This window comes from Bacillus tuaregi (assembly GCF_900104575.1).
Lineage (GTDB): Bacteria > Bacillota > Bacilli > Bacillales > Cytobacillaceae > Bacillus_BD > Bacillus_BD tuaregi.
Window position 1 is genome coordinate 4,183,658 of sequence record NZ_LT629731.1, and the last position, 24,637, is coordinate 4,208,294.

Annotated in this window: 22 protein-coding genes and 1 pseudogene; 1 reads left to right on the plus strand and 22 read right to left on the minus strand. The window is 33.4% G+C overall.

Features of this window, described 5'->3' with window-relative positions; all coding sequences use genetic code 11:
* Positions 1 to 84 precede the first annotated feature (84 nt).
* From BQ5321_RS24320 to BQ5321_RS22630, 22 genes and pseudogenes are all read right to left on the minus strand, one after another.
* The gene (locus BQ5321_RS24320; protein WP_159433444.1) at positions 85 to 261 is read right to left on the minus strand and encodes a hypothetical protein; all 177 of its coding nucleotides are present in this window, start codon (positions 259 to 261) and stop codon (positions 85 to 87) included.
* A 66-nt stretch (positions 262 to 327) separates the two neighbouring features.
* Positions 328 to 912, minus strand: coding sequence for a DUF5028 domain-containing protein (locus BQ5321_RS22530; protein WP_071396577.1), 585 nt, complete (start codon positions 910 to 912; stop codon positions 328 to 330).
* Positions 909 to 1,586, minus strand: a complete 678-nt coding sequence (locus tag BQ5321_RS22535) for an ATP-binding cassette domain-containing protein (protein WP_071396578.1) — start codon at positions 1,584 to 1,586, stop codon at positions 909 to 911. Before BQ5321_RS22535 ends, BQ5321_RS22530 begins: the two co-directional genes overlap by 4 nt.
* A gap of 24 nt (positions 1,587 to 1,610) precedes the next feature.
* Positions 1,611 to 2,477: a hypothetical protein gene (locus tag BQ5321_RS22540; RefSeq protein WP_071396579.1), complete on the minus strand. Its 867-nt coding sequence runs from the start codon at positions 2,475 to 2,477 to the stop codon at positions 1,611 to 1,613.
* Positions 2,464 to 3,258 carry a hypothetical protein gene (locus BQ5321_RS22545; RefSeq protein WP_071396580.1) on the minus strand — a complete coding sequence of 265 codons (795 nt, stop codon included), beginning with the start codon at positions 3,256 to 3,258 and terminating at the stop codon, positions 2,464 to 2,466. Before BQ5321_RS22545 ends, BQ5321_RS22540 begins: the two co-directional genes overlap by 14 nt.
* A complete protein-coding gene (locus BQ5321_RS22550; RefSeq protein WP_071396581.1) occupies positions 3,245 to 4,069 on the minus strand; it encodes a hypothetical protein in 825 nt (274 codons plus the stop codon). The genes BQ5321_RS22545 and BQ5321_RS22550 overlap by 14 nt, the downstream gene beginning before the upstream one ends.
* Positions 4,070 to 4,082: 13 nt before the next feature.
* On the minus strand, positions 4,083 to 4,754 hold the full coding sequence (locus BQ5321_RS22555) for a hypothetical protein (protein ID WP_071396582.1): 672 nt from the start codon (positions 4,752 to 4,754) through the stop codon (positions 4,083 to 4,085).
* 77 nt (positions 4,755 to 4,831) lie between these two features.
* The gene (locus tag BQ5321_RS22560; RefSeq protein ID WP_071396583.1) at positions 4,832 to 5,269 is read right to left on the minus strand and encodes a DUF2712 domain-containing protein; all 438 of its coding nucleotides are present in this window, start codon (positions 5,267 to 5,269) and stop codon (positions 4,832 to 4,834) included.
* Between the two features lie 1,176 nt (positions 5,270 to 6,445).
* A complete protein-coding gene (locus BQ5321_RS22565) occupies positions 6,446 to 7,120 on the minus strand; it encodes a response regulator transcription factor (RefSeq protein ID WP_315970113.1) in 675 nt (224 codons plus the stop codon).
* Positions 7,104 to 9,461: a sensor histidine kinase gene (locus BQ5321_RS22570; RefSeq protein WP_071396584.1), complete on the minus strand. Its 2,358-nt coding sequence runs from the start codon at positions 9,459 to 9,461 to the stop codon at positions 7,104 to 7,106. The genes BQ5321_RS22565 and BQ5321_RS22570 overlap by 17 nt, the downstream gene beginning before the upstream one ends.
* 49 nt (positions 9,462 to 9,510) lie before the next feature.
* Positions 9,511 to 9,672, minus strand: coding sequence for a competence pheromone ComX (gene comX, locus BQ5321_RS22575; protein ID WP_071396585.1), 162 nt, complete (start codon positions 9,670 to 9,672; stop codon positions 9,511 to 9,513).
* A 22-nt stretch (positions 9,673 to 9,694) separates the two neighbouring features.
* The gene (locus BQ5321_RS22580) at positions 9,695 to 10,606 is read right to left on the minus strand and encodes a polyprenyl synthetase family protein (RefSeq protein ID WP_071396586.1); all 912 of its coding nucleotides are present in this window, start codon (positions 10,604 to 10,606) and stop codon (positions 9,695 to 9,697) included.
* Positions 10,607 to 10,767: 161 nt separating this feature from the next.
* A complete protein-coding gene (locus BQ5321_RS22585; protein WP_071396587.1) occupies positions 10,768 to 12,300 on the minus strand; it encodes a Tn7-like element transposition protein TnsE in 1,533 nt (510 codons plus the stop codon).
* Positions 12,293 to 14,149, minus strand: a complete 1,857-nt coding sequence (locus BQ5321_RS22590) for a TnsD family Tn7-like transposition protein (protein WP_071396588.1) — start codon at positions 14,147 to 14,149, stop codon at positions 12,293 to 12,295. Before BQ5321_RS22590 ends, BQ5321_RS22585 begins: the two co-directional genes overlap by 8 nt.
* A gap of 12 nt (positions 14,150 to 14,161) precedes the next feature.
* Positions 14,162 to 15,856 (minus strand): ATP-binding protein, encoded by a 1,695-nt coding sequence (locus tag BQ5321_RS22595; protein ID WP_071396589.1) that lies wholly within the window; start codon positions 15,854 to 15,856, stop codon positions 14,162 to 14,164.
* Complete coding sequence (locus tag BQ5321_RS22600) at positions 15,831 to 17,987, minus strand: Mu transposase C-terminal domain-containing protein (RefSeq protein ID WP_071396590.1); 2,157 nt, start codon at positions 17,985 to 17,987, stop codon at positions 15,831 to 15,833. The genes BQ5321_RS22595 and BQ5321_RS22600 overlap by 26 nt, the downstream gene beginning before the upstream one ends.
* A pseudogene (locus tag BQ5321_RS22605) lies at positions 17,984 to 18,724 on the minus strand (TnsA endonuclease N-terminal domain-containing protein); the annotation flags it as partial. The pseudogene BQ5321_RS22605 and the gene BQ5321_RS22600, both read right to left, overlap by 4 nt.
* A 498-nt stretch (positions 18,725 to 19,222) precedes the next feature.
* A complete protein-coding gene (locus BQ5321_RS22610) occupies positions 19,223 to 19,663 on the minus strand; it encodes a hypothetical protein (RefSeq protein ID WP_071396591.1) in 441 nt (146 codons plus the stop codon).
* A gap of 236 nt (positions 19,664 to 19,899) precedes the next feature.
* Complete coding sequence (locus tag BQ5321_RS22615; protein WP_071396592.1) at positions 19,900 to 20,106, minus strand: hypothetical protein; 207 nt, start codon at positions 20,104 to 20,106, stop codon at positions 19,900 to 19,902.
* Positions 20,107 to 20,791: 685 nt separating this feature from the next.
* Complete coding sequence (locus BQ5321_RS22620; RefSeq protein ID WP_071396593.1) at positions 20,792 to 21,844, minus strand: hypothetical protein; 1,053 nt, start codon at positions 21,842 to 21,844, stop codon at positions 20,792 to 20,794.
* Positions 21,845 to 22,002: 158 nt separating this feature from the next.
* Complete coding sequence (locus BQ5321_RS22625) at positions 22,003 to 22,818, minus strand: hypothetical protein (protein WP_071396594.1); 816 nt, start codon at positions 22,816 to 22,818, stop codon at positions 22,003 to 22,005.
* Entirely contained in the window at positions 22,818 to 23,549 is a 732-nt protein-coding gene (locus tag BQ5321_RS22630; RefSeq protein ID WP_071396595.1) for a hypothetical protein, read from the minus strand. The genes BQ5321_RS22625 and BQ5321_RS22630 overlap by 1 nt, the downstream gene beginning before the upstream one ends.
* 274 nt (positions 23,550 to 23,823) lie before the next feature.
* On the opposite strand from BQ5321_RS22630, the gene BQ5321_RS22635 reads away from it, so the two are divergent.
* Positions 23,824 to 24,555: a hypothetical protein gene (locus BQ5321_RS22635; RefSeq protein WP_071396596.1), complete on the plus strand. Its 732-nt coding sequence runs from the start codon at positions 23,824 to 23,826 to the stop codon at positions 24,553 to 24,555.
* The last annotated feature ends 82 nt before the right edge of the window (positions 24,556 to 24,637 follow it).

Genomic DNA, 24,637 nt, shown 5'->3' on the forward strand with positions numbered 1-24,637 from the left:
CTTTATTATGTCTTAAAGCATCGGATGGAGCCTATATTATTTGGTTCTGTTATTATTGTGATTACTGCCAGCGTTTTTTACCACCTAAGCCTCCTTTTGTACCAGCATTTGATACTGTAAAATAGTAAGTTCCGCAAAGGAGAAACCTTTTCTTTGATCATCAATATATTTTTGAATTGTGTCTTTTAAATTTTCTTGCTGTATATCTTTCCTTACGAGAATATCCAACGACTTAAGTATTCTACTAGTAATTTCGGACAATAGAACATCCTCCAAAGGTAGAAAAATATTGGTTGCTAATAACAAATAAGCATTCCATTTTACTTATTACAAGCTCTTTTTTATTTTGTTCAAAAAAATAGATTTTTTCTCAGGGTATAAAGATAATACAAGCTCAAATTCTCTACGGGTTACATTAGCCCAATCCTGTTTAGTAAACTGTTTTTCTATTAATGTGAACGGGAGTTGTAGTTTGATTTCCTCTCCTGCATTTAATTCAGGGGTCATTGTTTTATTAGTGTTAAGGGCCATAAATAAATCTAAATTAACACCATTTGAAAATCCCTTAGATTCGAGGATAAAAGGATAGACCTCTAGTATCATTTTTTTATTACTTGTATTCTTAATATTAATAGTTGTTACTATAGATTTTATATCCTTAATCTCATTGGTAAATAATTTTCCGTAAACAGCGCTAAAGTTTTGAAGTTCTGTTTTATCCATCATTTTATGTTCAAGCATGGTAATTTCAAATGAACCATATCTTACGGGTTCATTTATCTGGTATGCTTCAATTGTTGGTGGTGGAAATTTGTTGTTTAGGCTATTAAACCTGGCCATAAATAGTATAGATAAAATTAATAATAAAGAAGCAATTGAAATACCTACTAATTTTTTTCTATTTAGAATCATATGCAATCGTCCTTAGTCTTTCTTGGTATTTTATTTAGAATTTGATGGTCGATAATACGTCCATTCTCAATAATGAATATTTCATCAGACAAAAATTCTAACTCCTCTTTATCATGACAAGAAACGATTATTAATGCTCCCTCTTTTCGTCTTCTCTGCAAAATATCACGTACCTTATTTGTGCTTTGTTCATCCAAAGCATTAATAGGTTCATCTAATATTATGAGCTCTGGATTTTCCATAATGGCAGCTGCTATTCCTAGTTTTTGTCTCATTCCCAAGGAATACTTTTTATATTTCTTTTTATCACCCGGATCTAAACCTACTTCGAGAAGAACATCATTAATTGTATTATTATCTATCTCTCCTTTTATATCAGCTAATATTTTTAAATTTTTGAATCCGGTATAACTTCCGATAAATCCAGGATTCTCAATTAATGCACCTACACTTTTAGGAAATGAAATATCCTTCCCTAAAATATCACCATTTATATTAATTCTTCCTTCACTAGGGACAATCAGTCCACAAATTGCACGCATTAGCATAGTTTTTCCAGAACCATTTTTCCCTTTTAATCCGTAGATTTTCCCCTTTTCCATACTAAGACTGATATTATCTAAAACAGTTGTTTTAGATATTTTTTTAGTTAGTCCTTTTAACTCTATATACATGTGATCACTCCTTTTTAAATAAGTTTAATCTTTATATAGAATATCTAAATTCCTAAATCTTACGAACCCAATCAAAATTGAAAATATAGAAAGAGAAATAGATAGCAATATGCCTATTGTTGCATAAACTCCTTCACCAAGAGATATCATGTTATTACGAAGAATCATTAAATAATTTCCTATTAACAATGGAAAAGAACTATATGCTGACGCGACCAATAGGGTAATAACGATAATACAACTAAATATAGGTCTGCAAAATAAAGTAAGCGTCATTTGAAATAATGAAATTGCAATAGATGTGATAATGGGTAGAATAAAACCAATTATTAATAGACTTTCTGGTTGAAAGTTTGCAGTATTAACCCTTGAAACTAATAGATTAATATCTTCATTTCTTTGGAATGCTATATCTCCCGAAAGTAATGTAAATAAAAAGACAACTATATATCCTATTAAATAAAAGGTAAGTACCGTACTAATATTCCATATGCATTTACTTAACCACCATTGTTTACGATTTTTTGAGTGAAGTATTATTAGTTGACCATAACCATTTAGATCTTGAAAAGGATAATAACTAACTAAATAAACAATATAGATATTTATCAATAACCACGTTACAGGGATTTCAAAGGGTCTGTTCTCTTGATAAATCTCCATTCCTTTAAATATTTGAATAATGTAATCTGAATAAGATGGAATACTACTTGTTATTTCGTGTGATGCACCTCTATCAACCATGTTTTGAAAGTAAACACATGAAAAAATAAATATTAGAAATACAGGTACATATCTTAACTTTTCATGTAGAATTCCAATTAAAAGATCATGCTTTATTTGTGTATAAAAACTACCTCTCCTTTTACACATAGAGCTACCCCACTTCATTTAAGAAGTCCTTCCTTTTTACTGCCACTATACCTATTATAAAAATAACTAGCCCGACGAAAATACCATACATTATAGATATATTCATATAACCGGAACGTTCCCAAATCGAATGACTTATTGTAAGTTTTCCATACATAACAGCATATGTTCGTTGGAACATATCCCATATTCCAATTGATAAAATCACCAACCAACCAAATAAATATCCGTTTGTAATCCATTGAAGAAGTTGAAATAACATATTCAATATAGTCAATAAAAGAATACAAAATATTAAAAACATAACTAGTACATTCAGAATTGAAACATTATCAGTTACTTTATTATTCGCAAGGTAATATATGCTACTGATACTATTCCAATTAATATAACTAGTAGAAAAAAAACCACCAATGATAAAAGTACAAATTGTAAAGTATGTTGTTACTAATGATGAAAAGATAAATGTTCTGAACATATGTTTCGTCCATAATATCTTTCTACTTTTTTGTCTTAGAATAAACAAAATATTAAAATCGTTTTTATTTAGATACTGTAATAAATAAACTGACATTGGTACGATTAAGAGAGCAAAGAAAAATTTATCTGTAACGAATACAAAACAATCTGCTAAGCTAGCACCTACTCCATATGGCAGAATTGTATTTGTAATTCTCCACATTAAATATAGGAAGATGAGAACAGGGAAAAGAAATATAAATACCAACAGAATGGTCACATTATCCCGAAAATTATACAATAGCTCTTTTATCCACTGACCAAAATTAATATGTATCATCTTTTATCCCCTTTAGTATAAATACCAATGAAGTAGTAAGTCCTAATATTACAGCCTCAATTATAATAATGGTAAAACTGCTATATCCAAAACTTGGTTGAAGAAAATTAATTGGTTCATAAGCTATCGCATCAAACAGGTTAAATACTGAAAAAGTAAAAATATAAACTAAAAGCGGTGAAATCAATACTATAAAGCGATGCTCAACAAAGTGACCAACAACAACTGCGATTGTTGCTATTAAACCTCCAAAGACGAAATCGATAAACATATAACAAATAACATAACCAAAAGGATGATTATAATATAATTCACTCCACATACTAGCAGCATTTACATAATCAAAAGAGGCCGATGCTTGAGGTAGCATAGACGGGAGTAGCAAGGCTGAAATACAAAAATTAATTAAAAGTGGAATGATAACTGCGGTGCCCCCCGCAATAAAAGTAGCTACAAACTTAGAAAGATAATAGTTAATTTTCTTTGTTCTAATAAACACATTTTTTATAAATCCATTTTTACGATCAAGGAAAAATGAGTCAGCAAATGGGATTGTTGAAATAATAGGAATCAGAAGGTAATAAAGATAACCTTGCATATTATATTGATTCCCACCCATCCATGAAGCGAAGAGCCAACCAGGATACATCATTGGTTTATTAAAGGATAAATATTCATCGAGGGTACTGGATAAAGGTATTACGTACTGAAACAAATGGGAGATTGTAATAACTGAACCTATTAAGATGGAAAAAAACAAATATTTATTATTGAAAGCTCGCGAAAATTCAATTCTTAACATTTTAAACACTTTTATTACCCCGCTAGTACTTGATTTTTATTATTCTAACGTTCTTATCTACTAATATTTCGTTTGTATATCCATTGTTAATAACAAAATTAAGTTGTTCTTTATATTTGTCTAAAATTGCATCCTTTTTAATAAACCCTAAATTAAAGGTTACTTTTTCATTTGGTTGTAAAATGTAATGAAAGTAATCCCTTTTCTCTACATCAGCTCGTTTATCAAACAGCATCGGTTCAAAGAGTTCTGCACGTCCACCTTCCATGTTACCTCCAACAATGTAATATGAATTCAGTGAAATTTCCTTTACTTGTTCTAAGTTGTTTTGAATAGATAAATTAACAATTAAATAAGAATATTCATTTAAGATAGTACCTTTGTTATCTAAGTCTAAAATATCATTATAAAAACTTGTAAGAGGAAGTAGACCTTTGTCCTTTGTCCTAGTTATACTATTTATTTTATAGGTCATCCCATCTGTAGAAATTTCATTATTCATATCTAAGGGTTTATTTTTTATGCTGCTACTTTCCTTCTTTACTTGTTCATTTGATTCACCCGTGACATTGGATTTGCTCCAAATATTATTAATCGGTAGAGAATCATTATTCCTTGTAAAGCTATAAACAATAATGGCAATCATAAAAATACCAATTATACTCACTATAATTTTCGTGCCCTTTTTATCCATTTAAAAACCTCCGGTTGAAAAACCAGCGTAATATAGCCGGATAACTATATTACGCTGGTTTTATATTTCAAGCAATTTTAGATACTATCTGGACTCCATTCACCTGCCATAACACTTGCAGAATGCGAGTCTGACATTAATCCTAGTTGTGCGTAATTATAACCCCGTTCTTTAACATAATTAGGTAAATACTTCGCCTCACCTACACCAACATGAGGGATTGGCCCCGCTGTAGCATAAGTACCTATACCACTACTAGAGTAATTTTTTGAACCATACACTATTACAGAATATCCATAATTAGAACCATAGTTATGCACATAGCTAGAAGTATAATCTCTTTTTTCTCTCATGTCTGTGAATCTATCGCTACCATCACCGTTGTAATAAAATTTAAATGGTGTATCTTTATAATTTCCTGCTGCGCTAGCAGAGGACATACCTATAGAACTTGCCATTAAGCAAGTTAGACCCGCAACGGCTAATTTCATTTTTAAAGATTTGATTTTCTTCATGATTATTCCCCCTAATATTTATCTTCATTTGTTATACGGAATACATATCAATGATTTATTTCTAAAATGATTTTTTTAAACATTCCCTTCTTATTAAATAAGCGCTTATTCAAATATTTGAAATTTACAATACAAATATTATTCTAGCATTTAATGTAAAAAAAAGAACCGCAATAATATTTGCGGTTTTCCGTATGTTATGTTGCGGAATCCTATTAAAAATTCGATATATCATAAAAATTTGTTACTCGTTTAACTATAATAACCACTTTTAAATCTATAAGAAAAGAACTGCATCAGCAAGTTCTCTTTTACAGCCTATAAAGTTTCCTTTTATATTAAATATCATTCAGTTATATCCACATGGCAAACCAATATGAAGCAGGAATAAATGCCCTAATAAAGAGCGCTAATCCTGTTTGATGTAAGTTGGCAATAGGTAAGCATTTGATGTTATCTTATCTCCAGCTTTTGTCGGGTAGTTCAGGAGCTGTACCACTCCCTTCCCCCTAAGAACAGTACGTTTAGGGCAACATAATTACTTTAACAGAGCGACACATGCCAACTTAGCGTTCTCACGCCTTGCCTATGATATTGGTGCAATGATGTACAACATCATAATAATTAATCCAGCCTCTAATTTCTTATCTAAGTTCTCGGATAAGGCCAATGCTCGGCGTTATTGACTAAAAGCTGATAACAAAAATGGTAGAATAGGTGTGAACTACTGTGATGAGTTATATCGGCTGGAAAGACAATTTAAGCATTTGACTCCGAGTAAGCGTAGAAAAAACGCAATAGTACTCGAAGCCAATCGTGAAGAAATCCAAAAAACACCTGTTAACCATGAAAGCAAAAATGAGAAACGCATGGCCTGGAGTGGAGAAAGGTAATGAATGGTATTGGAAGTGATGCTGTTTTTAATCCTACAACAACAGAAGTATTTGTATTTGCAAGTGTTCCAGGAACCTTTCCTATTCCCCATTCCGTTGTAAACTGAATACTCGGAAGATTGATAATAATCGTAAGGAACATCAAAAAGATAAAATAAACAGCTGTAGTAATGAAAAGGAAATTTACCAAAATCCTTTTTTTAAGGCTGCTATTTTCTGAATAGGAATTTTTTTAAAAAAAGGCAAATTAAAAAGAGCTGATAAATAGAATCAGCTCCTAAATTTATTCATGATTCACTGAATTTTTGGATAGTAATCCGAATTCTCTCGCCTTTATTAGTGCTTCAGTTCTTGAACCAACCCCTAGTTTAGAAAAAATTTTGGTTAAATTGTATTCAACAGTACGTTGGCTCATAGATAGTTCAATAGCAATCGCCTTATTTGTTAATCCTTTTGAAACCCTATCTAATATTTCCTGTTCTTTACTAGAGAGTATAATATCCCCTAGATTTCGTTGTTCTTCATAAGTTAATGGTCTAGTATCCACTCTTCTTAATTGTTTTAATAATTGAAGTGGAATAACAGCTTCTTCTCTCAAAGAACACTTGATAGCTGTAATTAATTGTTCCTTGGTAGCCGTTTTGCTTATAAATCCTGATACACCTGCTTCTATTAATAAATTATAATGAGAAATCAAATCAAATCCTGTATAGATCAGGATTACCGCTTCAGGATCATATTGTAAGATAACTTTTGTTAATTCAATGCCATTTATCCTTGGCATATACAGATCAATTAGATACACTTCATATTTCCCATTTTTTAGTACCCCTGTAATTTTATCACTTTCTGTTAACACATCAGCGGTCATATCATATTCAGATTCAATAATAGCCCTAGTACCTTCTCCAACAGCAGGGTGATCGTCCACTATTAATATATTAATCAATCCCATCATTGCCTCCTGTCTTCAATTCTAATTCTATAATTACCTTAAAACCGCTATTGGGATTAGACTCAATCTTAATCTTACCACCTATACATGTTACTCGTTCTTTAATACCCGAAATCCCCATTGTTTTAAAAGAATCGTTTAGTTTGCTCATGTCTATGCCAACCCCGTTATCCCAATAAGTAAGTATTAAAGCATGCTTTCTTTTCCTTAATGATATGCTAACCTCAGAGGCTTCCGAATGCTTCATTGCGTTATTTAAAAGTTCCTGTATCACACGATATAAAGCTAATTCATATTCCGGATCTAATTGCTGAATGGATTGATCCAATTCTGTATACAAAATAAAATTGGAGCGTAGTTTAACCTGGTCAATTAAATTTTGAATCGATTGAATAATTCCCAACTCGCTAAGAAAGGGAGGCCTTAATTCGTTACACGTTTCCCTTACTAAATGGATATTATCAAGAAGTCTTTCTTTTATCATCAATAAATCATCTTTTAAGAAGGGATCTGTCATTTTATTTTTTATTGATTCAATTTCTCTTAATAGCTGTAATTGATCCTGTAGGACTGTATCATGGAGATCAATTGATAAATTAGTTCGTTCTTTTTCTGACAAGGAAAATAACAGCCTTGATAACCACGAGGGATAACTTTCCTTTGCCTCTTGTCCTTTTTCTTTATATTTTTCAATTCTTTGGAACAAACCCTCAATTAGCTGATAATTTTCAAGGAGAATACTAGAAAAGTAGGCTATCGTTTCTAACCAAATTTTCTCTTGAATATTTAATTTCGTTTTATACTCTTTCAAACCACAAAAAATTATATCTTTTCGATGATAGTCATCTCCAACAACGACGCAAAATCCATCTTGAAATTCAATGAGAATTCCGGCATTGAGGTTTTCCCAATTTATTTTTTCAATTTCATTAACAAGGTTGGAAGAAAAATCATCCTTGTTGTTCAATGTCCATATGCTCCCATCTTTACTCGCCTGGATTTCAACATATTGAACTTCTTTTACCTTTAATACTTCTTTTACTTCTTTCATAAGGCTCTCTATAAAGCTACTTACTTTTGTTTCCCTCCTAGTCCTTTGAAAGAATTTATAAAGGCTAGAATTAGTTTCCAAATTATACTTTTGTGAAAATAAATGGTGTCTAATTTTATAATCCAAATATTCCTTGATGTATAAGAATAATATAGATCCCGTAAATAATAAGGTAAAGGTAAGAAAAAAAGAACTGGAAATTAACCTTATTTTGAGAAACATAGCTATAAGTGTTGTAAAAAGTAAGGTAAAAGGGAAAGCCAATAGGGTAAAATAACGTAGCCTGCCAAGTAAGAATTCAATATCAAATAGCTTTGCTGCCAATAGTAAATAAACAAAAGCCAACGGTATGACTAGTAAAAATACAGCTGCTATTTCAGCAGAAAGTATTCCCTTCCCCCAAAAAATGTAAGGTACAGCATACAAAACCACAAAAGGACTAAATGCAGTAACTAATGTGACCCAAAGGATTTTTAAAACATTCTTTCCTTCAGAATGTTTATATCGATAATAGAATCTTACTAAGAAAAAAAACAACGAGCTTAATAATAAAAAGAAAAAACCTAATTCAACATTCTTCATTAAAGAGGAAAGGTTATGGAAGAAAAAGCTGCTCAATAATGTTGTAATTAAAAGAAGGTAAATAATATACAGAGTTTTCATACTGCTATCTTTAATAAACCCAAGATCAAATCTTGAAAAGTAGCTTTTTAAAAAATGAATAAGTAAAACAATAGAACCCGAAAAAGTAATAGTAGTAGTGATTCTACCAACTAAGTCTGCTCTCGCTGATGCTGAAGCACTTAAATAACACAGACCTAGTGATAATAAGAAAAAAATTAATATTAATGCTGATTTTTCCTCTTTTTTCTTATAATATAGAACTAAGCTTAAAAAGAAAGTAGAGAGGGCAAATAAAAAGGGCAGAAGCAAATGAACTAAAAGCTGAAAATCCAAATCATTATACGAAATAGCAAATGTATTAATTTGGGACTCATTGTTAGAGATTGTAACAGACTCCGCCATCTCTACCATCCCAAACAGAACAACCGTATTATGCTTACCGGGATCAATGCCATTTATAAGATTAACGATACTCCCTGTTTCTATGTTATTTTTGTAAGCCCAACCCTTGTCATAAACCTTTTCCACTATCCAAACGTCATTAACCTTCTCAACTTCAATTCCCACCAAAGGATATTTCAGGATTAGTAAAGTAAAATGCATGATCAGCCCCATTGTTATTAAGGCTAGCAGCGAAAAGGTTATAGTAGATTTCAAAAAACGCTTCATTTCAATCACCTTAAAAGAAGCCGGAATGTGATTCCCCCGGCTTTAGAGATTATTTCCAATATTCTACTTTTGGAACTATGCTACCCTCAACAAAAACTTCTAATATGGCTCTTAATTCCTCTGCATTAACTCCAATCAAACTTACGGTTCCTTCTTTCAACTTTTCTAAAATTTCTGCATTGCTTAATAGATATTGTACCACCTCTTGCACTGTAAATCCCCCTATTTATAGTTTAATGTATATAGTCTAAAAGTTGTCCAATAAACTTCTTATCAACGTTCAGCTTTTGAAGTTCAGTTTTTACTTTATTTTGGTAAACTCTCTTGATAATTTCCGTATAAACTAATACACCACTATCCACTATCATCTTACTAATAAATTTTTGATTTTTTACCATTTCATCCTTTTCAATAGCTCCATTATAATAACTGCTGATAATTTCAGCTCCATTCCCTTGATAACCCAATAGATAAATAACCGGAAGTGAAAGTTTCTTGTTCAACAAATCGTTTTTTCCTTCCCAATTCTGTAAGTCGTAGATGTCATTGTTTAGTTGCCCTATTAATCCTATAAATTGCGAATACCGATTTATAATTTCTAAGTATTGGTCACTAGCTAAATTAGCTCCAACCAAACATGCAAGTGAAACTAAAGAACCTGATTTTTTGAGAGCCATTTCAATATATTCCTTCTCGGTCCGGCATTTACTTAAAAGATCAATCTGCTGGCCACTTATGGAAAGCAACGAATATTCAAGCAGAATTGAAATTGCCCTCTCTTTATACTTTAAATCTGTTTTTCTTATTACATCAATACATATAAATATCATTGCAGTTGAAGCATTTAATGCAAAGCTTTGTTCATTCATCCATAGCTTTTGATTGTCATCATCATCTTCTATATCATCAAGTATATCGAAAGACAAAATTAGAAGCTCGATTGCTGCAGCAACAGATATGACTTTGTCCAACTCTGTTCCATCCAGCATTTGATAATGTAAGATGGTAAGCTTAGCAAAGGGAAAACCTTTTTTTGTTTGAGCATTAATATATTTTTGAATTGTTTCTTTTAAATTTTCCTGTTGTATTTCCTTCCCCAGAATGGTATTTATTTCCCCTATTATTCTATTAGTAACATCCGTCAATCAGACTTCCTCCATATGGTTTTGATAGTTACTATTATTATATTTTAACTTACTTAAATCTATATTTCACCGCAAATAGAGATGCGGTTATCCGTAAGAATAGTTGCGGTGCAGTATTAAAAAATAGTTAATATTTTCTTGCGCCATCTAAAATATCTCTCTTAAAGTAACTTTTTTAATAACATTTCAGCTCGATGTTTCACGCCTTTTAAACTATGCTTCGATTTGATTGTTTTAACCCCCTGCCTTTTAATACTATTTAGAGATTGGCTTGTCCAAGTACCACAATCGTTTACAAGATTTTCGAGTAGGCGAATAAAAATAAAATCCCAATCCTTCACTTCAGCAGACGACAAAATAAGAGTAGATAAGGACTTACCTTCACGTTCTATCTCAACAATGTAAAAACTTATGCCCTGCATCATATATACTTTTGCAATCACATATCGTCTTCTAGTAACTCTATCACTTAATCTAGTAAATTTACGTTCCCCTAAACCTTCTGGCAATACATCCATGATGACACGAATAGCATTTATCTGCGGATAATTCTCTAAAACCTTTAACACATTGATAAAGTCCTGTAATTCACCCTGCGCTTGAATTTCATGAAGCATTTTATGCTCCAGCCCTCGTGCTAACTGTTGGCCACCTATATCTGCTGTAGAACGGATGGCATCATCATTACCATAGTATTTTTTTGTGTTTTCATCTTCTCTTGTTCGCTGCTTAGCAGTTTTACCTTTTTCTCGAATGATTTTAGGTACTCTTATGTATTCATGTTGTTGCTGGTTCATTTGTACAAGTTCAAAATCCTCAGTGGAACCATCCATCTTCTCATCAAGTGTAAATCCTTCCGTATCACCTTTTTTGCTTACATTACGGTATGTATATTTTTTTGCCTCATCTGTCTTTTCCATCTCCTGTATTTCAGGATGTGAGATTGAAATATGTTCAATTGGAATATGTTTATTTTTTACCTTTGCAATTTGTAATACGGTCCAAAAACCCTTATTTTCCTTTATACAAGCAGTTATTGTGATTGGCTGCGAGAAGTTCCAATCAAACTTAAAAGTTCCTTCTTGAAGCCATGTAAATGCAAGGCTCTCAAAGGTCTGTCGTATGTCACCGTTAGTTAATAACCACACTAATTGATGGATGAATCCAGGGCTCGTGTACTTTAGTTTGTATTGTGCTGTAAAGCTAAGGTGAATTTGACTCTGCCCATATGTTTCTATAAAATATTGTGGAAATGAATTGGACTCAAACAATCGATATAATAGAAAACCATTTGGCGCTAAGATGCTGCGAATGACTTCGACTAATGGTAAAATTATTCTCCTTCCTTCAAAAAAGAAGTTAAAACTTCGAGAAGTTCCCAGATCAGTGTTGCCTTGAATTTTCCAAGGTTTATCGAAATATTTAACACTATTTGGTTCTATCGTAATATCCATTTCACTTATTCCTTCAGGTGGCTTACTAGTTGAAATAACACCGTTCCTATAGAAATGCTGAATAGCCAAACTGGGCAAGGTACCCCAGTCCAACAGTATTTTCTTAGTAACCCCACTTGCGCGAAAATATGCATTAATCATCATCTTATTTTCAAACCGGAAAGGATCACCTATCCAAATCAATTGTGCTTCTTCATCCTGTTTGAAAGGCCAAGGAATTTTAACCTGTTGTTTACCCATATGCCTTCACCTCCTGTTTCACTCGTATATATGCCTCTAAATGCGGTTTTATTTCATGGAAATGATGCGATTTCACTGCACCAATACGTTGTACTTTCCACAATGCAATTGGTTCTTGCTTCTGCAGCATAGTGTCAATAATCTTACAGCAACGGCGAATTTGAAATTGCCTGGCGGATTCTGTGATGTCTTTTAAGAGCCTTTTAGTGCGAGGTAGTTTATCAAGATGCTTTTCTAAATGAGGTAATATTCCTAAAAGCTTCCCTATCAGTGAAGTCGTAATTCGAATGGGTTTCTCTAATCCCATTAACTCCTTATACAGCTGATTTATTTTTGCAAAATATCCTTCATCCCTGTCAGACCAATCCACTGTTACATTGCGGTTTGATTGTTTACGCTTCACAGGCAAGTGTTGAAAAAGCCATTCTTTATCATGGCGATACAAATACGTATATTGTTTTGAAAAGCACGAACGAATTTGTGTTCTTGAATAGCCGGGGGATTGTTGTATTCCTTCAAGTAATTGTTTTCGATATTGCTCTATCATTGGAAACTGTGCATGTTCTCCAACTTGTTCCTTTTGTTCATATTCAGATAAATACTTTTTTACGGTTTTAGAATCAACTCCTAGCATGTTCGCTAAGGATCTTGTGCTTTGATTCCCTTCGCTTGCCAAGGAATGTAATTTAGTTACCCAGATGTCTCCAAACGCTTTGATTCGACCAATACGGTATTTATCCTCATTGGATTTATCCGGACCTTTTCTAGAATAAATAAAGCCACATGAACACTCGAACGTACCGATAGGAGAGGCAGATTTAAAATCTCTAGTAATTATTACTTTAGGAATTACAAATTGACGATAGTGATCAGCAGCTTTGTTCAAGCATGGCCAAGGACCTTTCCCGAAAGGACCTGCATCTTCACCCAATAGCAAAAACCCCTCAACATCTTGGTCCAAAAAACAGAGGAATAGCAGGTGGCGAAATGGATGTACGTGACGTTTTATATTACGGGTCAAAACTCTCAACCAATTATATTCATCATCCTTGTTCAACCCAGAATTATACTTTTCTAGAAACCCATCTGGAAACTTGGCTTGAACTGCATCAAATAACTCTTTTTGTCTTACTCGGTTGGAGACAGTAATCAAATTTCTTTCTCTTAGAAGTAATCTATACCTTTTTACAATCATTTCACGTGAGAATGCTGCTATATTAAGATTTAATAGCTGATACGCCATCGTTGCCAATTTTACTTGAATGTTAAAATAATCAGGAGGCTCCATTCCTTGTAAAATAGAAAAATCCATTCTTTTTGCATCAAAGCGAATAAATTCAATTCGACTGCATGTTGTAAAATCAACTGGATATTTCTTCAACTGCAAAAAATGGCGTGAACACAAGTCAACTCCTTGAAGCTGATGCTCCCGATGGATATACGGTTCACCATATTTTTCAATATCTAACAAGGAACATTGTGGACAATAATACAGCCCTTCTTTTCTACAAATACTCCCTGCAACCATACCCAACCTTGCATAAAGCCCTTTTCCATCATCTTGAACATCTCGTAAGATATCCTGTTGTCGTTGTTTAGAAAGGAAAGGAGCATAAAATGGATAAACTGTATGATTTGCTAACAGTTTATCAACTGAATAATGATTCCCCATTTGTTGAACCAAAGCATGAAAATGGCTGCCAATCTCTATACTTGGTATTACAGAACGGCTTTGGAAAACTTCCTCCAACGTATCCTTATAATCGATATTTCCACTATAGAAGTGATACCGGGCAATCGCTGAATAGATCAACTCATCTGGATATGGCTCAGTAAAGAATGGCAGCATATGATTCCCTCCCTAGTAGAATTCCTCCAAAGGATTTTTAATGTATCCATTTGCTTTTATTAATTCATAGGGGTGTTGCTTTTTGTCTAACGCTTGCTTTCTTAGCTTTAGTAATGGTAGAATCTCTGCTTTTTTTTCTTTTGCCTTTGCTTTTTGATCTTTCTTTTGTTGATTTAATACAATAGCCTGCTGAATCACATCTGATTTAAGATGATTAAATTCAGTATCAAGTGGATTTCCCTCAACTATATTTTGTACGAGCTTTTTAATATCGTTTTCTTTCAAACTATCAAAAATACCAAGGGCTGCCACTTCAACACTTAGGTTCCCAATCATGTCCTGACGTTTATACTCGATTGTATTTTGGCGCTCTTTAAATGCTTCTTGAATACGTCCCGTCATTTCAGTATTTCGCTTGTGATTTAGCATGACTTCATCCAAGTTAATCATAATATCTTCATATTTCATCATGTCGGCTAAATTGTTCGTCCGAATAGCTGTCATCATTGGTTGAATCGTTTGCATATCTTCCCTAGCAGTCTTTTTTAATACTTGTGGTGTAATGATTTCAGCCGGGTTGTCCTCATCAAATAATACTCGTTCTTGCGCTAGAATAAATAGGTTCACAGCAACAGCAGTAATCCCTTGGCATTCATAATAAAATGCCTTCTTTGTCTCCTCCATAAGCTCAGAATGGGTTTTTAAACACTGTAATTCCCAAAGTGTCTCTAGGAAAAACTCCCACTCTTCACTATTTTCGTCCATACGATCCCAAATAATAGCTCCATCACTTGCTGCACGTCTTGCCTGTCTGAAGTTTCCCTTGAATAGTTTTTGTGCTTTAGAAGTGCCGATTAAAACCGTAGGAATGCCAACTGTATTAGACAGTGTTACAAAAAAGTTCAACATTTCTTCCTGTTCATTTTTGGAATGTAGTAAGTGCTGGATTTCATCAATTACTAGAACACCGATGCCGTACATACTTGCTAACGATGTCATGTGTAATAACATTGTCGATGTCACACGGTTCAAATAACCGTACTTTTCTAAATATCGAGTGCCTAGTAAATCATCAATTGCTTTGAAAAAGCTTTTGCAAAGTGTAGATAAACTTCCATCATAGGGGCAGTCAATTTTAAGCCAAACAATTTGAGTTCGATTAAACGGTTGTCCTTTGTATTCTTCATGCTTGATTACTTGTGGATACATAAGCAAAAGACGTTCAATTGCTGTTGTTTTACCAATTCCAGAAATACCGATAATGGATAAGCTATCGGCAGTTGAACGAATATAATTTAGTCGTTCATCTATATATCTATGAGCTGTTTCCTCTTCTTCACGCAATTCATGCAACACCCGAACACGCTCTAGAAATGTTCTATCTAATGGATTTCGCGCCAAGTAACCTCTCCGAATCAATGTAGACAATCGGCGTTCTACCTCGAAATGAATCGGTAACGGCTGTATAAAATTCTTTACACGTTTTAAGATGTGATAACGAATATTCGTTTCACTTAACTTATCTTGCTTGCTAATTCGTGGAGTCACCATAAATCGCTCGAGCACATCATCCTCATTAAATATAGGTGGAAGAGCTTCGATGAAAGGATTATTGGTATATTCATTTAAAAGTTGCTCCTTATAGACAGCTTTCTCAAATTCCCCTTTTAAGACAATCATGTCATTTGTCTTTCCCAAATTCCTCATCTCGCTTCTTCTTTAGTTTTTCCATAAGACGTGAGTTTGATTTCTTAGGTGGTGTTTCATCAATCTTCTCTTTTGTAACAAAGTCGATTACATCAGCAGTTTCACTAACCTTATTAGGCGATAAATCGAACTTTTCAGCTTCACGATTTAACTGTTTTTCAACATCCTTGTTTTCACGAATAGCTGCAATTTTAGCTTTCTTACTTGTTGGCTGATTAAAAGATTGTTTTTTGTTCTTCGTAGCCTTTTTAATAATCTCTTCTAATGCAGCATCAGTATTCACTGTAAGCTGAATTTGATTTGTTCGTTCCATTTCTTCTAGTTCATTCCGAAGTTGTTGCTGAAAGACAACTTCTTCCAAGAAGTCACCTTTATATTGCTGACTAGGCTCTAATAAAATACACGTCTCAAAATCTATTCCGTTATCATGGGGAATATAGATTTTTTCAATATGTCGTGGATCGTAAACGATTTCTACACTTCTATTTTTCAACTTTAAAAACCATTGCTCTTCAATAGCTTGACGAGAACCATAAAGAAGATTTTTAAACTTAATTCCAGCTCTTGAAATTGTCGCTTTCCCACGTGGAAGCACGTTCAGACGAAGAATATTTCGATCAACTGTTCTTAACCTTCCTTTACGATTTTGAATACCCCAATTCCATAAGTTAATTGGCGTTGGCACTAGTCCATCAGCTACCATTTCTTTTTCAACAGGATATTTATCAATGACCTTATGGTTATGATGAAGCACCATTGTGATAATTAGAGATGTAAATTCCTTTAAATTCAGCGTAGCATTTAAGCGATAATCTTGATCTCCACGTTCTCGATATTCCTTTTGAATTGCACCGGGAGCTTTTTGCTTTATCTTTCCGTTAAATGTCCGAAACTTCCTTTCGACAATTCCTTTTAAATCCCCTCGATAAGCTGTGGTATTCTCAATTTTAATATTAAGGTTGTTAATTAAATTCTCCACTGAATAACCTTCAAACTCGCCTCGGTCAGCTATAATGATTTCAGGAAGGTGATGTGTTGGCCATTGTTCAGGTGTAATATCAATTCCATATTGCTTACAAAATTCTACTTTATCTGCGACCATATTATCTAAAGCCATCATTGCACCGATCCATGACGGGCCTTCTAGTCCAACATAAAGACCTGTAATAATACGTGAATACACATCAAGTACCGCATAAATAACTGGTCGACCGATTACTTTATTTACATCAAGTGAACTAACTAAATAAATATCCGCAATGGTTGCGTCAATTTGAAATCTAGTACCAGGACCATTCGTTTCTGATTTAGAATCACTTAAAATCGGACGATGCTTCAACTCATATTCTTTCGTGCTTTTACGGAACTGAATGTCTTTCTTCGGATCCTCAAATTTTTTAAACCAATAATAAAACTGATGATAGGATGGTATTCGATTTGCTTCCCACACTCGATATTTCATTTCGCTTTTTTCTTTATAACGGTCTGAATAGAAATCACGCAGTATAAAATGATAGACTTCTTTTAATGAATAGTTATTTGTCTTGCGATAATATTTGTTAATGGAAAGCTCGAACTGTAGCTTTACTTCATCCGTTATATTAATACCAGTTTGATAATCTCCATTAATATTTACTCTTCGTGGACGACCTACTTTAGCATTTGTTAAAACTTTGGATTTTCCTTTACCACCAGAGTTTGCATAATCTGGTAGCATAGCATTTTTAGTCATACCACGCTGCCAATATCGACTGAGGAGCTTTTTCACCTTCGTAGGAGTTACATTTAACCCTTCCGCAATTTCCTTTATCTTTGTTTCTCTACCTCGTTTTTGAAGAAGCTGGCCCATATGTTGCAAACAGTATTTTTGAATAGTCTCCCAATCATCTTCTCGCTTTTGAATTTGCACATCTGTCAAGTCACTATCAACTACAATTCTTGCAAAAGGATCTGCAATCACTAATAATTCTTTTTGTTCAATTTCTGTAGTCAACGTGGCATAAAGCTCTTTTTTAGGCATAGATGTGTGTGCATCTATATCTACAATAAAAACATGCGATTCTTCTATTTCAACAACACGAATCCGTATTGAATCCTTCACATATTGAAATACTTGATTAATATAAATCATCCGTATTTCACCTTCTTCAACTTGCTTTTATCAATGGACTTAATATCAATCTGTTGCTCTAAATTTAGTGGCTCAAGCATATCTATAACGATGATTTTTTGAGCAAGCAAATGATAGAACAGTGTTACACCACTACCAAAAGGTAAATGGGTATCAGTATCAAATTCATTCGTAATTACACGGATACTATACTTGTTGTTTAGTAGCCTTTGCATTAAAGATAAGGATAAATCTTCAATATGCTGTGAGCTTAATTCCCCGAATACATCATAGTCTAGAATGTCATAATAATCATGAATGTAGCTAATGTTTCGTGCCATTGTTTTGGGAATCCCTTCCTCGGTAACATTGCCCCAATCGATATCCTTCCGTTGCCAATACTCTCGTTCAATCTCAAACTTTTCGAGTACACGTTCATTTAGTAATTCGTCCTTCATTTTGATTGTACGGGCCACTTCAAAAACGCCTTGCCCTTTATTCACTGTTAATAAAAAATCAGTTGTCATTACAATCGGTTCACCAGTTTTAGGATCCGTCGGGTGCTTAATTCCAAGTTCATCAGCTATAACAATCGTTTCTTCTGGTGGTAATAAAGGAAATTGTTCACGAATATCTACAATAAAATTAGAAAAATCTGTTAAATAAAAGTAGTTCCGTTCCAAATCTGATAAAAACTCATGTTGTCTGCCGGTTTTTATGCCTTTTAATCTTGTTGACCGACCCAGTGAGGCTACATCTGTTCAGACATAAAAATCCATGGGTAATTTTCCTCCCCCTCTTTCCCCGCTCCATCCCTTCTCCCGCTTGCCCTCACGCTCCTTTTCCATAATTTGTAATTGAATATAGTTTGCCCAGCGTTTTTCCCCACTTTTGCTCAATCTTGTATCGAATTTGCAATGCCCCAGAGAGAAAAAAGATTGTCCAGAATGGAGAGATAAGGGTTAAGGATTTAAGAGTTAATCAGCCATTCTTTCCCCCTTCTTTTTCAAGCCTATTCAGGCTTCTCTTCAAGCTCCTCCTCCCGCTTTTACTCTTTCATCGCCCCATTTTGTGTATAACTTGTTGATATCTCACATTTTCTCATTCTCTTTTTCCCGCTTCATTTCCGTTATTCACAACTTATCCCCCATTCACCCCAAACCTTCCTATCACACTTTTTTTATCATGCAAAAAAAGAACCGAATGGCGTACCGTCGGTACGCTACTCGATCCTTTAATAAACATTCGTCTTTTCCTTATCCTATATTTTTCCTTGGCTTGGACATTTCAACTATTACTTTACGAATATCATCCAACATTCCTTCAAATTCCCCATCAAAGTCAGTATTGAGGTGAAGCAAGGCATTGTCATATTCTTTGTAAATTTGGAGTATCAATCGGATAATATGCCTTGCTTTTCCATCCACTGCTATTCTTGATCCTAATAAAGCAGTAACGTTAAGCTCTACTTCATCCATGTGAGAGATGGCATACAGATCCTTTACTATGCTTGATTTATCTTGAATTGGTACATGGTGGATAAGTGATTTCCTAATAAAACTAAGAAGGTGAGAGACTCTTTCCACATAAGGATTATAAGCGGGGTGTGTAAACAGTTGTTTAATCTCACTTTCAAGCTGGTTGATATTAGATATTACCTTTTTGAACTTCTTTTGGTTTGATTTTATTGTGGACATTTTCGTGGTCTCCTTTGGGGGTATAGTTTGCGGGTAATCATCAGATGGGAGTGCCAGAGAAGTATTTGATGGCATCCTTTGAGGTGTACGTCGATTGCTTACATTTATATAATACATAGGATAAAAGAGCGGGACAATCCTTTATGTGTTCTATATTGTCGTAGCCCCTATCCCTTGAAATTACAGTATTCGTACCGATGGTACGCTACCCAATCCTTTGTACTTACTAACTCCTATTAATCTTCTTGAAGAATCTTATCTATAATATGCATTTCAAAGATCGTAAGCGGTGCTTCCATTAGCTCTGTTAAATCAAAGCCATCTTTCTGCATCTGTCTTAAACAATCAATACACATCCCTGTATCTCTGCCGACTAATTCTCTAAAATACAAATAAAATTCTACTGCTTTTCCTTTTAAATCCATAGTTCCTGGTGTGTTCATATTAGAGGTCTCCTTTGTATGAGGTATAGTTTGTGGTAAGCGTAAGACGGGAGTGCTTGAAGGGAAGGATTAGCACACCTTTGAGGAAGTTCATCTACCGCTTATGTATTCATTTTATAACGGAGAGTAATGCAGGACAATGGCTTGGATGTTGGAGTTTGTTCTACCCCTTCAAGCCTTGATACCACTGGAAAAGACCATAGGTCTTTATAGTAAGAGCGAGAGAGAATGGCCGAGAATAACCGATTAAAGGATCGTTAAAATGCCAGAAAAGAAGGCCTGGCAAGGAAGTGAGAAGATAAGAACATAGGAAAAAGTTTGAATAAATGTTTGAAGAAAGGGAGCGGAACAGAGTAGAGGCAAGGGTTAAAGGTATGAGATGAAGGAGCGGGAAAAAATGCCCAAAAAAAAGCACGAAGAAATGGAGCCAAAATTTTAGCTTTATCTGCTGTTCATGATTCGTTTGTTCAAATAAAAAAGAACCGAGACGTACCAACGGTACATTCCCGATTCTGATTTGGTTACAGTTGAGAATAAACTTACATACATAATTGACCCTGTACCCCTCAGTCTTGACCAGACTTTTTTCTTTAAGCCTATGATTTTTTCATTAAGCCTAAAGAAAATTGGGTGGGAACAAAGAAGATATAAGGGTTAAGGAAACAACCTATAGAACACCAAACTCCTAACTTATTATTTTTTTTATTATTTTTATTAATACCTCCTCATTAAAATATGACCTATAACATTTCTTTTTCAACATATCATCCTCCCAAAATTTATATTCTTCACTTTCAAATCCATCATGCTCCTTGGGTTCATGATAAATATAACAATCCTTTTCCCCCAATATTTTCTTTGAAAGATCAATAACAAAATGAATCGGCCCATTCCTCAAACTCCCCGCAAAAAGTGTTGAATTAAACTTTGGTATATTAGCTGACCCTATCTCTCTATATAAATTTTCCTGCTCATTGAATAAACTAAAAGAAATATTTGCAGAATGTGAGTATCTTCCTAACTCAATTTCATATATGTACCCTTTCTCTGATAAAGCTGTTCTAAATTCCTCATTTTCATCAAGAGAGTAAAAGATTGAGCGAATTTCTCGAAATTCATGTTCAAAGTATTCATTCCAGTATTCAAACTCTTCAATTTCAGCAATTTCCATTAAATCTAAGATATCCCCATATACTGAATCTAATGGATGTTTAATATTAACAGTGGGTTTCAAATACTCATAATAAAAATCAATAATTAAAGCCAAAGCTCTGTTAATTGCAATCATCACCTCATGAAAGTCCATAGTTTTATCCAATCCAAAATGAGTAACCTTGTTTCTTAATTGCCCCATAGATTCTAAGGTTTGGACTTGACCTTTTGACAAATTAAATATTATTCCTACCCGTTTAATGCATTCAGTGTAATCAATAGTAAGTATATTAAACTTATCAAAAATCATATAATCCTCAAGTGACATATCTGTACTTTTTTTATCCTTCAATAAGTTGAGTAACATAGTATTAGTTAATTCTTTGTAAATCAACAATTCGTTTTCATTACTCAAAAGTTTCTTACTAAATAATTCCAAACAATTGTGAAAGCAGATTACGGCCATCTTTAAATAACCTGGATTTGTATAAGTATCATATTTATCATTTATTCTTAAATATTTATCATAAAATTCTATACCAAATTTCAAAGAATCAATCCCATTTTCCAATAAATTCAGTTTCATTCGTTTTCTCCTTTATCATTGAGGATATTGACATTTCAAGAAAAGCTATGCCGTTCTAAGTAGTAGCAAAAATGTTTATTCTTAGACTTTCATTTATAATGTTTACCGCTTAACAAACCAAGAAAAAGTAGGAAGAGTATGGGATAAATACGGTTTCCTTATTTTCTGTTAATAAGGAAACCCCAATCCGCATCTGGTTTAAACCACTCTGGATCATCGATTGGATTTATGAATTCAGAACTGCGAACTCCCAGCAATGAGTTCATATAACCTTCAATTCCCTTCATTCCATTAACAGTCAATTCATCTAAATTGAATTCATAGTAGATATTTGAAGAAGAAATTAAATTTTCCTTTGCTTCTATATTGATATTTTCCTTTATTTGTAGACTTTTCTTGGGAATCGGCGAAGACAGAATTATTTGGGCAAGATAATCAGAATATACATTTTTATGATAATGCAATTGAATATGACCTTCCGCTTCAATTAATTGCTGATACCCTACCATATTAAATTCATTAGTTGAATAATTATAGAATAAAAAGTGAATACATTTTTGTTGTTCACTTGATACCTTAGCGAACTGATGAAGTGCTTCTGCATTAAAGGTAAATAAATTATTTGATCTCCTTGTTGTTTTAAGTTCAACAATATGCCAACAACCATTAATATTTAATATAAAGTCACCTAACTTATGAAGAAACAAGCTATCTCGAACATAAAGAAAATCAATCCCCATAAATCTTTTGACAAATTCACAATAAAATGAATTTTGATCAACATTTTGCTTGTATTGATAATCAGCAACTTCGTCATTACGGTTTCCTAATTCATTACACAATTTTGCAAGAGGTTTAAAATAATCGTCGATATGATAAACAGGGAGACCTTTAAAATAGGTGTAACTCTGTCTAACCAACTCATTTAATTTTGAATCATGATCCTTTAAATTCTCACTGAATAATTTGCCCATTATATTTTCCCCCTTGACCTTTGTTTACGAATTCTTGCCTGTTTCCTTTTATAATCCTCTCTACAACCTTCATGTAAAGCTCCTTTACCTTGATAGTAGTTACTAACTTGAATCTTACTTGGATCAGCAATTACTTCATCGCAACTTTTACAAATTATGAATTCTTGTTGTTCATTCAAATGATCCATAAAATCTTTATAAATAAGTTGCTCAAAGTTTTGGATTTTCTGTTGAATAACAGGCTTGATTCTAAATCCATTTTTCTTATCAATTGCATAAGTAAATTCAAACTTTATTTGGTTTATCTTTTCTAAAAGTTGACCTTGGCTATTGGTATCCATTGGAATTCGAACAAGGTTAGCCCCAAATTCCCTTTTTTGCTGTTCAGTTTTCTTATATCCATCAAAAATTTCTTTGATAAACCTTCTAATATCTTGTTGAATTTTTTCAATATAGTGGATATTAGTGTTTAAAAAATCAAGGAATTTTGGTGCATATATTTGTGAACCTCTTAATGAATCATTAAAAGGTCGAAGAGCTTCAAAATAGGGTGTTTGTTCCTCTTCTGAATTCCAATCAATTGATTCACTAATTTGAGTGGATATCCACTCAGCTACCCAAAAAGCTACTAACTTCCCTCTTTCTTTCCTCTCCATAAAATTCAATAACTCTATGTTGTCATGGAGATTTATTTCGGCAAAATGAATGCTCAATCTTTTCTTATTCCCCATTATAAATATCTCCTTTATGTTTATATTGATAGTCTAATCCTTTTTCTCGTCACAATCGAGATAGGAAAATGTGTGCGACACAAAATTTTTTAATAAAATCGATATAGCCAATATGGTAAAACTTCACTCCCCACAAAAGACAGAACACGTTTATTTACGCTTAATTACGGATTTAAAAGCATTTATCGGTTAAAATATACGAATTGACACGAATACATACGCTGTGTTACGATGTATTTAGAAATAATAAAACAACAAAAACGGAGGGGTACGAATGAACATCTTCGACATTAATCTGTTTCAATTTAAAACAAAGCCAGAGGGTAACGAAAAAGCATCTGAGTTTCTCAATGAAGGATACATCGCTATTGGTTGGAGCAAAGTATCAGATATGACCTCAATGTCTAAAGAAGATATTCGAGAAGCATTAGCATCTGAATACAATTATTCTGGTCGCTCATTATCAACAAACTTAGGAACAGTTAATACGTTTAGAAATGTTATGCGTGAAGGTGACGTTGTTTTAATTACCCAGGATGGATTTGTTCATATCGGTATAATTGGTGATTATGAATATCATCCAGATAAATTTAATGATGGAACTTGCCATCGTCGTTCTTGTGACTGGAAAAAAATGATTAACAAAGAAGAGTTAAAAGAAGAAGTTAAATCACTACTTAGAAATATGACTACTGTTACTAAGTACCCTCACCCGTTTGTAACATCTGGTATTGGTGAAATATTAGGATTGGTAACTACACATGAAATTCCATCTTCTGAACACATTCATCCACACGATATTTGGGAAGGAGAAGAGGAACAGCAATCACCTAATAAAAAAGAACACGACAAGTTGTTAAGTCGCCTTGACTCATTAGGGACTACAGCATTAGAGATATTAGAAGAAGAAATGCAGTCAGAGGATCATGAACGGCGTAGAAAGGCGGCCGTTGATATTCTTAGCATAATAAAAGGTAATACAAAGAATCCTTTAGAGGGAGAGTAAATCACATATTATAAAAGGATGGAGCCTCCTAAATGATAGCCCATCCTTTCTTCTTTATCATTTTATTAAAATTAAAAAGAAG

Excerpts from the sequence above, each read along its gene's own strand:
- BQ5321_RS22590 (WP_071396588.1), bottom strand. The coding sequence starts at position 14,149 with ATGCTGCCATTCTTTACTGAGCCATATCCAGATGAGTTGATCTATTCA.
- BQ5321_RS22570 (WP_071396584.1), bottom strand. The coding sequence starts at position 9,461 with ATGAAGCGTTTTTTGAAATCTACTATAACCTTTTCGCTGCTAGCCTTA.
- BQ5321_RS22610 (WP_071396591.1), bottom strand. The coding sequence starts at position 19,663 with ATGTCCACAATAAAATCAAACCAAAAGAAGTTCAAAAAGGTAATATCT.
- BQ5321_RS22620 (WP_071396593.1), bottom strand. The coding sequence starts at position 21,844 with ATGAAACTGAATTTATTGGAAAATGGGATTGATTCTTTGAAATTTGGT.
- BQ5321_RS22565 (WP_315970113.1), bottom strand. The coding sequence starts at position 7,120 with ATGATGGGATTGATTAATATATTAATAGTGGACGATCACCCTGCTGTT.
- BQ5321_RS22585 (WP_071396587.1), bottom strand. The coding sequence starts at position 12,300 with ATGGGTAAACAACAGGTTAAAATTCCTTGGCCTTTCAAACAGGATGAA.
- BQ5321_RS22595 (WP_071396589.1), bottom strand. The coding sequence starts at position 15,856 with ATGAGGAATTTGGGAAAGACAAATGACATGATTGTCTTAAAAGGGGAA.
- BQ5321_RS22630 (WP_071396595.1), bottom strand. The coding sequence starts at position 23,549 with ATGGGGAATAAGAAAAGATTGAGCATTCATTTTGCCGAAATAAATCTC.
- BQ5321_RS22600 (WP_071396590.1), bottom strand. The coding sequence starts at position 17,987 with ATGATTTATATTAATCAAGTATTTCAATATGTGAAGGATTCAATACGG.
- BQ5321_RS22535 (WP_071396578.1), bottom strand. The coding sequence starts at position 1,586 with ATGTATATAGAGTTAAAAGGACTAACTAAAAAAATATCTAAAACAACT.
- BQ5321_RS22560 (WP_071396583.1), bottom strand. The coding sequence starts at position 5,269 with ATGAAGAAAATCAAATCTTTAAAAATGAAATTAGCCGTTGCGGGTCTA.
- BQ5321_RS22635 (WP_071396596.1), top strand. The coding sequence starts at position 23,824 with ATGAACATCTTCGACATTAATCTGTTTCAATTTAAAACAAAGCCAGAG.
- BQ5321_RS22540 (WP_071396579.1), bottom strand. The coding sequence starts at position 2,477 with ATGAAGTGGGGTAGCTCTATGTGTAAAAGGAGAGGTAGTTTTTATACA.
- BQ5321_RS22615 (WP_071396592.1), bottom strand. The coding sequence starts at position 20,106 with ATGAACACACCAGGAACTATGGATTTAAAAGGAAAAGCAGTAGAATTT.
- BQ5321_RS22545 (WP_071396580.1), bottom strand. The coding sequence starts at position 3,258 with ATGATACATATTAATTTTGGTCAGTGGATAAAAGAGCTATTGTATAAT.
- BQ5321_RS22555 (WP_071396582.1), bottom strand. The coding sequence starts at position 4,754 with ATGGATAAAAAGGGCACGAAAATTATAGTGAGTATAATTGGTATTTTT.
- BQ5321_RS22625 (WP_071396594.1), bottom strand. The coding sequence starts at position 22,818 with ATGGGCAAATTATTCAGTGAGAATTTAAAGGATCATGATTCAAAATTA.
- BQ5321_RS22530 (WP_071396577.1), bottom strand. The coding sequence starts at position 912 with ATGATTCTAAATAGAAAAAAATTAGTAGGTATTTCAATTGCTTCTTTA.